This window comes from Mucilaginibacter sp. P5_A6 (assembly GCF_056400585.1).
Genome location: NZ_JBFUKZ010000004.1, coordinates 38,823 through 51,152, shown reverse-complemented (window position 1 = coordinate 51,152; position 12,330 = coordinate 38,823). Strand labels below are relative to the sequence as shown.

10 protein-coding genes are annotated in these 12,330 nt (G+C 39.7%); 8 read left to right on the top strand and 2 right to left on the bottom strand.

Annotation, left to right across the window (positions count from 1 at the left end; all coding sequences use genetic code 11):
- Positions 1-37 precede the first annotated feature (37 nt).
- Positions 38-1,843, bottom strand: a complete 1,806-nt coding sequence (locus AC1DO4_RS05840; RefSeq protein WP_477413786.1) for a hypothetical protein — start codon at positions 1,841-1,843, stop codon at positions 38-40.
- A gap of 154 nt (positions 1,844-1,997) precedes the next feature.
- On the opposite strand from AC1DO4_RS05840, the gene miaB reads away from it, so the two are divergent.
- The 8 genes from miaB to AC1DO4_RS05800 all read left to right on the top strand — a co-directional run bounded on the left by miaB (position 1,998) and on the right by AC1DO4_RS05800 (position 10,694).
- A complete protein-coding gene (miaB, locus tag AC1DO4_RS05835) occupies positions 1,998-3,500 on the top strand; it encodes a tRNA (N6-isopentenyl adenosine(37)-C2)-methylthiotransferase MiaB (protein ID WP_477413784.1) in 1,503 nt (500 codons plus the stop codon).
- A gap of 103 nt (positions 3,501-3,603) precedes the next feature.
- Entirely contained in the window at positions 3,604-4,863 is a 1,260-nt protein-coding gene (locus tag AC1DO4_RS05830; RefSeq protein WP_477413782.1) for a sigma-54 interaction domain-containing protein, read from the top strand.
- 4 nt (positions 4,864-4,867) lie between these two features.
- A complete protein-coding gene (locus tag AC1DO4_RS05825; protein ID WP_477413780.1) occupies positions 4,868-5,368 on the top strand; it encodes an LptE family protein in 501 nt (166 codons plus the stop codon).
- 21 nt (positions 5,369-5,389) lie between these two features.
- Positions 5,390-6,856, top strand: coding sequence for a hypothetical protein (locus AC1DO4_RS05820; RefSeq protein WP_477413778.1), 1,467 nt, complete (start codon positions 5,390-5,392; stop codon positions 6,854-6,856).
- A 14-nt stretch (positions 6,857-6,870) separates the two neighbouring features.
- Positions 6,871-7,215 carry a preprotein translocase subunit SecG gene (gene secG / locus AC1DO4_RS05815; protein WP_477413776.1) on the top strand — a complete coding sequence of 115 codons (345 nt, stop codon included), beginning with the start codon at positions 6,871-6,873 and terminating at the stop codon, positions 7,213-7,215.
- 242 nt (positions 7,216-7,457) lie between these two features.
- Positions 7,458-7,733, top strand: coding sequence for a co-chaperone GroES (groES, locus tag AC1DO4_RS05810; RefSeq protein ID WP_076375713.1), 276 nt, complete (start codon positions 7,458-7,460; stop codon positions 7,731-7,733).
- Positions 7,734-7,906: 173 nt separating this feature from the next.
- Positions 7,907-9,541 carry a chaperonin GroEL gene (gene groL / locus AC1DO4_RS05805; protein ID WP_477413774.1) on the top strand — a complete coding sequence of 545 codons (1,635 nt, stop codon included), beginning with the start codon at positions 7,907-7,909 and terminating at the stop codon, positions 9,539-9,541.
- 364 nt (positions 9,542-9,905) lie between these two features.
- The gene (locus AC1DO4_RS05800) at positions 9,906-10,694 is read left to right on the top strand and encodes a mechanosensitive ion channel family protein (RefSeq protein WP_477406012.1); all 789 of its coding nucleotides are present in this window, start codon (positions 9,906-9,908) and stop codon (positions 10,692-10,694) included.
- Between the two features lie 283 nt (positions 10,695-10,977).
- Here AC1DO4_RS05800 and AC1DO4_RS05795 read toward each other — a convergent pair whose 3' ends face one another.
- Entirely contained in the window at positions 10,978-12,324 is a 1,347-nt protein-coding gene (locus AC1DO4_RS05795; protein ID WP_477413772.1) for a DUF58 domain-containing protein, read from the bottom strand.
- Positions 12,325-12,330 lie beyond the last annotated feature (6 nt).

The window sequence follows — 12,330 nt, the reverse complement described above, 5'->3', positions numbered from 1 at the left end:
AGTTTGAAGATTTAAAAATAGTTACCATCTAATAATTTCAAATTCCCTTCAATTTCTTCGCGGCTTTTTTCTCGGCTTTCCGTTTCTTGCGTTCAGCCTTTTTAATGAGTCTTTCCTGTTTGTTTTTGTTGTGTTCTGCTATTCTTTCATTGGTCGCTCTCTGCGTTTTTTCATCAAGTCCCACAGCTGGTTTTATCCCATCGAGTAATGTTCTCCATAAGGTTTTAAAAAAGGGGGAGTCTTTTGGTCGCTGGTAGTTAACATAAGTAGTTCTTGGCGCCTTCCCTATATCGTCAGGGTTGTTATGTTTTATTACAAACAGGTTAGCAAATATCGACATGAGCGCTTGTTTTTTTAATTGGTTGTTGGCAGTATCAGCCTTTAAAAGGGATATTTTAAGGTTGTTATACAGTAAAGTTACATTGCCCTTAAATGCTTTACTATTAGCCTGGATGTCAAAACTGAATTGCCTGATATCGCCCGATGTGATCTTAACCATAGCCAGGGGCACCGAGGCCTGGTTGATTTTATTTGCATCCATAGGGCCTAAGGTGCCCTTATAGCTAAATGCCGCATCTTTATCAGTTAAGTTAAACATAAACTGCACATCGAGCCGGCCACGGTTCATGAAATAGGTGCTTAGTTTTGCAGCAGTAAAATTATTTTTTTCAATTACTTTTTCATTAGTGGTTATGTTATAGAAATAACCGCTGGTATTGTTAAAGCTAACTGTGCCTGTTTTTTTTGAATCATTATTAAATTCCGAATACTCAACATTTATATGGCTTAAACGTGCTGTATCAATACTCAGATCCGCATTTGTTGTGCGGATTATCATATTAGGGAAGGTGCTTATTTTATCAGAAGCGGGCCTTTTTTGTTTATTTGGATTGCCAAACACTCTTAAAGTACCGCCGTTCAGTTCCAGGCTGGATGCCCTTAATACCCGGTATTTGTGGTATCTTAAAAAATCGAAATTATTGAGTCTTAATGAATCCAGGCCTAAAGTAAAGCGGTCGCTGCGACTTTTGTTGAAGAAAATGTTTGTTTTTGCAGGTTCAAGCTGTAGTCCCTGAATATTTAACCTGGATGTTTGGGTAGATAACCTGAGGTACTTTATTTTATAATCGTAAAGCCCGTTTGACGTTTTGCCATTATAATTATTTAGTTCGATAATTATATCTTTACAATACAACAGCCGACTTTTGTCGGTTTGTGTAGCCGAATCAATCAGCAGGTCTGTAGCGCTCAGGTTCATTTCCTTAAGCTCAGATATAACAACTTTATGACCTGAATAATCCTCATATTTAAATTTTACATCATTAAAGTAGATGTGCTCAACCTGGATGGAGTGCAGGCTTTTGGATATTTTTTGCCACGACGTTTGGTGGTCTTTATCAATAGTGTCTTTTGTATGGTTAAGCTGATAGCTGATATTAAGTTCAGGCTGGTTTAAAATTATTTTACTGATTTTTAACTTATGCCCCAAATAATAGCTAAATGGGTGCACATGCAATAAAATAAGTCGTTTTACATGCAAAGTTACCAGGTTGTTAGGCGCCAGGTGTTGCCTCTTTTTACGGTTAAAAACCGCGGTATCGGGAGTGAGGCTGATATTATAAATGGTTACTTTTCCTTCTAATAAATGCAGTTCGGCATCAGAAAAATCGGCCCGGTACAAGCTGTCGCTACCTGCTAAAACTGCCTCGCGCACTTTATTGGCTAAAATGGGCGATAAATACTGATTAAGAATTATAGCAATAAAGAAGATGATAGCAACCGGTATCAACACAAAATTAAATACTATTTTTTGCCACTTATGCTTTAAAAATTTAAGCTTCATTTATGGATGTTCCTTTTGTTTTGATGTATGGCCAGTGGCTTTATACGTATTGATTTAGAAATATAACAATATTTTTTTGATTTTGTTAAATACTGACAATATGTCATTCAGGTATTTAAATTTTGTGTATTTTTGCAAACTAATTTTTAATTAAATGATGGATTTGGTTATTCCGGATAAGGTACATGATGAGAGCAGGCAAGGTGAGGCTTTAGTTTTAGAGCAGCCGGTGACAGGTAAAAACAATGGCCGTAAACTTTATATTGAAAGTTATGGTTGTGCCATGAATTTTAGTGACAGTGAGATAGTTGCATCAATATTAGCCGACCAGGGATTTGAAACAACTGCCGACCATACTATAGCTGATGTTATTTTTATAAATACCTGCTCCATTCGCGAAAATGCCGAGCAACGTGTGCGAAACCGCTTAAAGGAGTTTACCATTACCAAGGTGAAAAATCCGGGATTGGTAGTAGGCGTGCTGGGTTGTATGGCCGAGCGCCTGAAATCAAAATTTTTAGAAGAAGAAAAGCTGGTTGATGTAGTTGTTGGCCCGGATGCATACCGCGATTTGCCTAATTTGATTGAGCAGGTTGATAGCGGCCAGAAAGCGGTAAATGTATTGCTATCCCGCGAGGAAACATATGCCGATATAAGCCCGGTGCGTTTAAACAGTAATGGCATTAACGCGTTTGTATCTATAATGCGCGGGTGCGATAACATGTGTTCGTTTTGTGTGGTGCCATTTACGCGCGGCCGCGAACGCAGCCGCGATCCACAATCAATAGTGGCGGAGTGTGTTGATCTGTTTGATAAAGGTTATCGTGAAGTTACCTTATTAGGGCAGAATGTGGATTCATATAAATGGAAAAAGTCTCACCCTGCCTTCTCCAAAGAAGAGGGTTCTGAAGAAGCAAATGAAGTACTCTCCTTTGAAGAGGATTTAGGTGAATCCCCTGTTACCAATTTTGCCAACCTGTTGGAGATGGTGGCCCTCATTAATCCCGACTTGCGTGTGCGTTTTTCAACATCGCATCCTAAGGATATTACTGACGAGGTTTTGCATACCATTAATAAATACGAAAACATTTGTAATTACATTCACCTGCCGGTACAATCTGGAAACAGCCGCATACTGGATATGATGAACCGTACTTATGACCGTGCCTGGTATATGAACAGGATAGATGCAATTCGGAGTATTATTGGCGATTGTGCTATCTCTACTGATGTGATCACGGGTTTTTGCACCGAAACTGATGAGGAGCATAACGATACTGTAACCATGATGGATTACGTGAAATATGATTTTGCCTATATGTTTAAGTACAGTGAAAGACCCGGTACATTAGCAGCAAAACGTTATACCGATGATATTCCGGAAGAAGTAAAGCAACAACGTTTAACACAAATTGTAGCCAAACAGCAGGAATATTCATTTTATCGTATGCAGGCACGTATAGGTAAGGTAGAAAAAGTATTAATAGAGGGTTTCTCTAAAAAATCAAACAACGATTATTGTGGCCGCAGCGATCAAAACGCTATGGTAATATTTCCGGTTGGTGAAAATTATAAGCCGGGACAGTATGTTAATGTACTAATCGAGAGAAGTACATCAGCTACGTTGATAGGGAAAGTTATCCCCCAAACCCCCTGAAGGGGAGTTACGTCCTGATGCATATTCAGATAACGTGTTGTGGGGTTTAAATAATTAAGGATATAAATAATTAACTAATTCCCCCTTTAGGGGGTTAGGGGGTATGGAAATACAAGAAATAAAACAACGCTTCGGGATCATTGGCAATTCGCCATTGCTTAACCGGGCTATAAATATTGCCAACCAGGTGGCACCTACAGATATTTCTGTGCTTATTACCGGCGAAAGCGGGAGTGGTAAAGAAGTATTTTCGCATATTATACACCAGATGAGTCCGCGTAAGCATGGCCCTTTTATTGCCGTGAACTGCGGAGCTATACCAGAAGGTACTATTGATTCGGAATTATTCGGGCACGAAAAAGGAGCCTATACTGGCGCGGTTGGCGAACGTAAGGGATATTTTGAAACTGTAAACGGTGGTACCATATTTTTAGATGAAATAGCCGAAATGCCTTTGGGCACCCAGGCACGCTTACTGAGGGTACTTGAGTCGGGCCAGTATATTAAGGTAGGCTCGTCAAAGGTCGAAAAAACAAACGTGCGGGTAATTGCAGCTACTAATGTTGATGTATACGAGGCAGTAAAAAGCGGCAAGTTCAGAGAGGATCTTTACTACCGCTTAAATACCGTACCGTTAAAGATTCCACCGTTACGGGAAAGAAAAGAAGATATTTACCTGCTTTTTAGAAAGTTTACATCAGATTTTACCGACAAATACCGTACACCTCCTATTCAATTAGATGATGAGGCTCAGCAAGTGTTAATTAATTACACATGGCCGGGTAATGTGAGACAGCTTAAAAACATGGCCGAGCAACTGGCTGTATTAGAGCGCGATCGCATTATCACCGCACCAACCCTGCTAACTTATATTCCACACGAAACAGGGAACCGCAACTTACCCATGCGTTTAGGTAATCAGGGCAAGGAGGATTTTTCTGAGCGCGATATTTTATATAAAGTGCTTTTTGATATGAAGCGCGACATGGTTGAATTGAAAAAACTGGTGGCTGATATTATTGAACATGGCGGCGTATCAACCAATTATGCCAGTCATTCGCAAACGCTTAACCAGTTGTACCGCGATATTGAGCTACCCGGAAATCCCGAAACGCAATTTACTTTACAGCAACCCGTTAATACAAATAATAGCGGTAACAATAGCAACAGCGGCGGTAACGATGCATACAATATTACCCACGAGGCCGAAGAGGTTGAGGAATCATTATCGCTGATTGAGAAAGAATCAGACCTGATCCGTAAGGCATTAAAAAAACATAAGGGCAAACGCAAGCTGGCCGCTAATGAACTGGGTATATCCGAGCGAACATTATACAGGAAAATAAAGGAATTAAATTTATAGGTTGATGAAAAGGTTATCAGGGTTAATAATTGTTATAAGTTTACTATCGTCATGCTATACGCTCAAGAACGTTTCAATACCGCCCGATCTGAAAACCATCAACATTCAGTTTTTTGAAAACAACGCGCCACTTGTGGTTAATAACCTGAGTCAAACGTTTACCGAAGCTCTGAAAGAGCGCATTCGTACCCAAAGCCCTTTAAGCCTGGTACGGGGCGAAGCCGACGCTACTTTGTCGGGGAGTATAATTGGCTATACTATTGCACCGGTATCAATTGAGGCCACTTCAAATAATGCCCCACCAATAGCTGGTGCAAACAGGTTAAGTATAACTGTAAAGGTGAAGTTTGTGTACGATAAGGACAAAAAGATTAACTTTGAGGAAAGCATGACAAGATTTGCCAATTATAAAGGGGATATTAATTCGCAGGAGCAGAACCTAATACAAGAAATTACCAAGCAGTTAACTGAAGATATTTATAACAAGGCCTTTTCTAATTGGTAGGCTTTTTGTAATTTCAACCACGTGGATCAATATTTAAATAACAGGCAAAACGAAGTATTATGGGAGTTACTGGCCAACCCTGCTGATAGCGGCCGGTTGCATAACTATGACTTGCAACAATTGGTTGACGAATATCCACAAAGCGGGATACTTAGGGCCATGCTTGCTCACGCAGGTAATGGCAGCGATTTGAAGCATGCCGCCGTTTATTTTAACCCTGGCTTATTGCATAAGCTAATTAATAATCCCGAAAGCTTGGCTTTAGTTTCTGCTGAGCAAATAGCAGGTCAAAAAAACAACCCCCAGCCTGGTTATTTACAGGATTCAACTATTAAAGAAAACGAAAACTATTTTAATATAGGTACCGCGACTGATACCGAGCCCGGAGGAATTATAAATGAACCGGCAAGCCAATTTGAGGCGCCAGCCGAAGAGTATAAAGACGAACCGGAAGGAGGCTACCACGATTACATTGAAACCGAACTATCCCTGCCTGTACCTGCGGAGGAGACCTTCGTAATTGCTGAGGAGCCCGGGGTGACTATTAATGACATAAAAGTTGATGACGAAATATCTTCGCCCGTAATAGAAGATACCCCTGTTGAACAACCTGGAATAGCTGTAACCCCTAATGGTGAGGGTATTGAGGATGAGGTATTTGACGAAATTGTAGGCATTGAAAATATAAGCTTCGTGGGCCATCCGTCAGAGGCTAAGGCTGAAGAGCCGGTTGTGGATAAAACCGCTGGCAGTGAATCAAAGAAGAATAATGGGGATATCAATTTCGAAACAGAAAAATGGATCATAGGTAGCATTGCGGCTACCGATTATTTTATGTTTGATAATTCGATAGCGGATCAAAAAGGTAGTGATAAGCCAATAGGGGAAAACCAGGGTGCTGTTACTAATGTGCCCGTACCTGTTACTTCTAAAACCGAAGATATTGCACAGGATGCTGAAGCTGTATCAAAGTATAACGATGAAAAAATGCCTTATACCTTTATGTGGTGGCTTGATAAAACACGTAAAGAGTACGCGGCAACTTATCAGCCCTATGCAACGCCGGCACCACAGGCTACGCAGCCGGCAATAGCGGCAGAGGAAAAACAGAAACAGGCGGCCGACGAGTTGCAGCAACAATACTTTGAAAATATTTTTCATGATAAATCGCTGCTGGATCTTGAAAATGCACCTATGCCCGATGCGCCGGAAGTAAAACGCAAAGAAGATATCATTATTGAAAAATTTATAAAAGAAGAGCCGCAGATACGACCGCCTTCCATAAATAAGCTGGATAACGAAAATAAAGCTAAAAAGAGTTCGGAAGATAAAAACGAACTGGTGAGCGAAACACTGGCCCAGATTTATTCAGATCAGATGCTATATCACAAAGCAATTACTACTTATAGAAAATTGATATTGAAATTCCCGGAAAAAAGCCGTTACTTTGCCCTCCAAATTGAACAGTTAGAAAAGAAAACTAATTAATATAAAATAAAGAAATGATCCTTTTAATTATCCTTACCATTATTGTATGTGCTCTTTTAGGGCTTATCGTACTTATTCAAAACCCTAAAGGTGGTGGTTTATCATCTAATTTTTCAAGCTCATCACAATTAATGGGGGTTCAAAAAACCGGCGACTTTTTAGAAAAAGGTACCTGGACACTGGCTATTGTTGTAATGGTTTTAGCATTAGCTATTAATGTGGTTGCAAAAGGTGGTTCGGCAAGCAGTGAAAATCCTGCCCTGCAAAATCAAATTGAAAAAGCATCAAAACCAACTAATACTGCTCCGGCACAGTCTTTACCAACAACACCGGCACCGGCTCCTGTTAAAAAACCGTAATTGCATTACGCGCTTTATATCAAATAAAAAAAGGCTTTGGATATCCCCAAAGCCTTTTTTATTGATATTGCCTTACTGACATGATGACACGGGCAGGTTAAAATAACATTAAGGATAAAAATTAAATTATTCTTTTGCTGCCATTACAACAGTTAAGTATGCCAATATTTGCCATAGCATTTGCTTGGCATAATTGATGAGTAGTTGTGCATGAAACTTAAATAAAATTAAAACATATAACTATGTCATTAAACATTAAACCAATCGGCGACAGAGTGGTTGTAGAGGCCGCAGCTGCCGAAGAGAAAACCGCTTCGGGAATTATTATCCCGGATACCGCTAAAGAAAAACCTCAGCGTGGAACCATCGTTGCAGTAGGCGACGGCAAAGTAGATGAGCCTTTAACAGTAAAAGTGGGTGACCAGGTTTTATATGGTAAATATGCCGGTACCGAAATTACTTATGAAGGTAAAGAGTATTTAATTATGCGCGAATCTGACATTTACGCGGTACTGTAACTAATTATTGAATTATTGAAGGATTGATTTATTGAATCATCCTGTAAAATCAATAATTCTGTAAATTCAATTTAAAACTTAAAACAGCGAATAGTTATTGAATATCGAAAAACTGATTAAATGATATTTGAAATCAGTAATTCAATAATTCATTAATTCAAAAATTAAAAAACATGGCAAAACAAGTTAAATACAATGTTGAAGCACGCGACGCCCTAAAACGCGGTGTTGATATTTTAGCTAATGCAGTTAAAGTAACATTAGGCCCTAAAGGCAGAAACGTAATTATTGATAAAAAATTCGGTTCGCCTATCATTACAAAAGATGGTGTAACAGTAGCTAAAGAGATCGAATTAAAAGATGCTTTAGAAAATATGGGTGCCCAGATGGTTAAAGAAGTTGCATCAAAAACTGCAGATATTGCAGGTGATGGTACTACTACTGCTACCGTTTTAGCACAGGCAATTGTAACTGCAGGTATTAAAAACGTAGCTGCCGGTGCAAACCCAATGGATTTAAAACGTGGCATTGATAAAGCTGTTTCGGCTGTTGTTGAAAACTTAAAAGCTCAGTCACAAACTGTAGGCGAAGACAATAACAAAATAAAACAAGTTGCATCTATCTCTGCAAATAATGACGAGGTTATCGGTTCATTAATAGCTGAGGCTATGGCTAAGGTTGGTAAAGATGGTGTAATTACTGTTGAAGAAGCAAAAGGTACCGAAACTGAAGTTAAAACTGTTGAAGGTATGCAGTTTGACCGYGGTTACCTTTCTCCTTACTTTGTTACCAATGCAGATAAAATGGAAGTTGAATTGGAAAATCCTTACATCCTGATCTATGATAAAAAGATCTCATCGATGAAAGAATTGCTTCCAATACTTGAAAAACAAGTACAAACAGGTAAACCATTATTAATCATTGCCGAAGATCTTGATGGCGAAGCATTAGCTACTTTGGTAGTTAACAAAATTCGCGGTTCACTGAAAGTTGCTGCGGTTAAAGCTCCGGGCTTTGGTGATCGTCGTAAAGCTATGTTAGAGGATATCGCTATCTTAACAGGTGGTACTTTAATATCTGAAGAAAGAGGTTACAAATTAGAAAATGCTGATCTTACTTACTTAGGTACTGCCGAGAAGATCATCATTGATAAAGATAATACTACCATTATTAACGGTGCTGGTTCTGCTGACGAGATCAAAGGTCGTGTTGGCCAGATCAAATCTCAGATCGAATCAACTACATCTGATTACGACCGCGAAAAATTACAGGAACGTTTAGCCAAATTATCTGGTGGTGTTGCTGTACTTTACGTAGGCGCTGCTACAGAGGTTGAAATGAAAGAGAAAAAAGACCGTGTTGACGATGCTTTACATGCAACCCGTGCGGCTGTTGAAGAAGGTATTGTTGCAGGTGGTGGTGTAGCCTTCATCCGCGCGGTTGCTGCTTTAGCTGACCTTAAAGGTGAAAACGAAGATGAGAACACTGGTATCCAGATCATCCGTCGTGCTATTGAAGAGCCTTTACGTCAGATCTGCGAAAACGCGGGTATTGAAGGATCTATCGTTGTGCAGAAAGTTAAAGAAGGCACTGGCGACTTTGGTTACAATGCACGTACCGATAAATACGAAAACCTGATTGGTGCAGGCGTTATCGACCCTACTAAAGTTGGTCGTGTAGCTTTGGAAAATGCAGCTTCAATTGCAGCTATGTTGTTAACAACAGAAGTTGTTTTGGCTGATGATCCAGAAGATGAAAAAGCTGGTGGTCCACCAATGGGTGGCGGTGGCATGGGTGGAATGATGTAAGCCCCCGGCCCCCTAAAGGGGGTGTATTAAAATATATACTATTTGAAACCCTGTATGCTTTTGCATACAGGGTTTCTCTTTTTAAAAGGATAGCCATAGTCATTCAAACGTAAACGGATGGTCATTAATTAATCATTTGATTAATTTAGAAATTTATCTGTAGCGTTAATGTGTAGTTTTGCGTAACAATCCTAAAAGCTTAAACCTTAGGCACAGGATTTGAATAAAGCACATCACAATGAAAGTTATAATACAAAAATCAAAACAATTGCAAAGTGCCATAGTAGATTGGTTACTATTTAAAGGCCCCGAGTTATTCATTACTATTTACGGTAAGTAATTAATTTTTACTTTTGCTCCAATTATGGAAGTAAAAGAGTTTTATCAGCTGTTCCACGTTTGGCTGGTTACCAAAGGCCCCAAATACGTAGCCGGAATAATCATATTTTTTATAGGTCTTTGGTTCATTAAATTTCTTCGGACGCGGCTCCGCGACCGGATGCTCAAAAAAGGCGTTCATTCTTCACTACAACCCTTCTTTTTAAGTTTAACAATTACTTCGCTTTACGTACTGCTGGTGGTTTGGGTAATGAATATCATGACCTGGGAAATGACCGTTTTCACAACCATAATAGGAGCTTTCAGCGTTGCAGCAGGTTTAGCGCTATCCGGAACTTTTCAAAATTTTGCCGGCGGTATACTTATACTTTTACTGAAACCATTTGAGCTTGATGACAGTATCCTTGCACAGGGGCAGGATGGCAGGGTAACATCAATACAAATGTTTTATACCGTATTAATTACGGCCGATAATAAAACGGTTATTATACCCAATGGCAAGCTGTTTAATGAGGTTATTGTAAACATAACCCGCGAAGGCAGGCGCCGTCTCGATTTCGAGATCAAGATAGCTTATGCCAATGATCTGGATAAGGTAAAGACTATTATCAATACTGCGATCAGTTCAAACAGGGAACTCCTTACAGAGCCTGCAGCAAGGGTAGGTATCATCAGCATGGAAATAGATTCGGTACGTATCGCGATAAATGTATGGGTAGAGCCTGCTAATTTTTTAACAGCCAAGATGACCCTACAGGAAAAGATCTTTAAAGATTTTAGTGCTAATGGCATTGCTTTTCCAAAGGCAGGGTAAGGACGAATCAAGACATAGGGCTTTTTTTTACTTAGAAGCTGTTTAAAAATAAAAAAACAGACCGTCATTGCGAGGCACGAAGCAATCCCAAACTATGCAGATCGGATTTGTAAAGCTACTCTGTAAGGAGGGGATTGCTTCGTGCCTCGCAATGACGCGTGGTTGTTATGTGCTTCATTAGAAGCATAAAAACATTAATAAATCAAATTTAAACAGCTTCTAAGCGATAAATAAAACCGTCATTGCAAAGTTTTATCTCCTGGTTTTTGCCTCTTTACCCTTCTTATATCTTCTGCTTAGCCTTAAGTTCCAAATATTTATTAATGGTATTAACCGTCAGATTTTGCGGCGCACTTAATATAGATTGTATCCCGTATTTGGCCAGCTCCTTTACAATAAGCTTTTTATCGTAGGCGAATTTTTCGGCAATGGTTTTTATGTAAATCCCTTCAACATCCTTCGCAGGTTTTTCGCTTAGGGTTTTAAGTTCGGTGTTTTCAAAAAACACCACCAAAAGCAAATGGAATCTGGCAATTCTTTTTAAATAAGGTAACTGCCTTTCCAGTGCATTCATGCTTTCATAGTTGGTAAAAAAAACTACCAGGCTGCGTTGCTTTATTACATTTCGAACGGTGCTGTACAGTAGTTCCATATTGGTTTCCAGGTAGCGTGTTTTTTCCTTGTATAAAACTTCCAGTATCTTATTCAATTGTGTCGGCCTCCTATCGGCAGGGACAACGGCTCCTATCTTTTCCGACACAGTGATCAAGCCAGCTTTATCTTCCTTTATCAGTGCTACGCTCGATAATACCAGGCTGGCATTTATGGCATAATCAAGCAGGCTCAACCCATCAAAAGGCATTTTCATGGCCCTTGATTTATCAATTATACAATATACATGCTGCGATTTTTCGTCGGTGTAGGAGTTAACCATCAGGTTGCCTTGTCTTGCGGTGGCTTTCCAGTTAATGGTACGGTAATCATCACCTGCAACATAGTTTTTTACCTGTTCAAATTCAAGGCTGTGGCCAATACGGCGTATTTTTTTTATGCCGATATCAGTTAAGCGGTTTGATATTGCCATCAGCTCGTATTTACGCATTTGCAGGAACGATGGGTATACAGGTAATGTCTCCGCCTGCTCAAATGTGTAACGCCGCCTGATAAACCCTAATGGCGATTTGGTGTAAACATGGATATCGCCAAACTTATACTCGCCGCGTTTAGTGGGGCGCAGCGTATAATTGATCTGTTTACGCTCACGTGGTTTCAGGCTGGTTTTAAACCATACATCCCGCCTTTGAAACTGGACGGGGATTTCGTCGATGATGGCGATATCAACATGAAAAGCATAGCGGTTTTCTATATATATGCCAAGTTCGTTGTCATCACTGTTGCTCAGTCTTTCGGGGGCAAGCCGTTTGGCAAATACACCGCCAGTTGTTTTGTAAAGCATCAGAATGTCGATAAAAAACAAGAGCATCAGCACAGAGAAAACCAGGGTGGGGATAATGTTCAGCCAGGGGAAAAAGAAACTCAGCAAAAATAATACTACACAAGTACCCAAACCGGTGAATAACCGGTTGGTTAAAAAAAGATCTTTATAAAACAGGCGGAAGAATTTTTTCACACGGTT

Excerpts from the sequence above, each read along its gene's own strand:
- secG (WP_477413776.1), top strand. The coding sequence starts at position 6,871 with ATGATCCTTTTAATTATCCTTACCATTATTGTATGTGCTCTTTTAGGG.
- groES (WP_076375713.1), top strand. The coding sequence starts at position 7,458 with ATGTCATTAAACATTAAACCAATCGGCGACAGAGTGGTTGTAGAGGCC.
- miaB (WP_477413784.1), top strand. The coding sequence starts at position 1,998 with ATGATGGATTTGGTTATTCCGGATAAGGTACATGATGAGAGCAGGCAA.
- AC1DO4_RS05800 (WP_477406012.1), top strand. The coding sequence starts at position 9,906 with ATGGAAGTAAAAGAGTTTTATCAGCTGTTCCACGTTTGGCTGGTTACC.
- AC1DO4_RS05840 (WP_477413786.1), bottom strand. The coding sequence starts at position 1,843 with ATGAAGCTTAAATTTTTAAAGCATAAGTGGCAAAAAATAGTATTTAAT.
- AC1DO4_RS05825 (WP_477413780.1), top strand. The coding sequence starts at position 4,868 with ATGAAAAGGTTATCAGGGTTAATAATTGTTATAAGTTTACTATCGTCA.
- AC1DO4_RS05830 (WP_477413782.1), top strand. The coding sequence starts at position 3,604 with ATGGAAATACAAGAAATAAAACAACGCTTCGGGATCATTGGCAATTCG.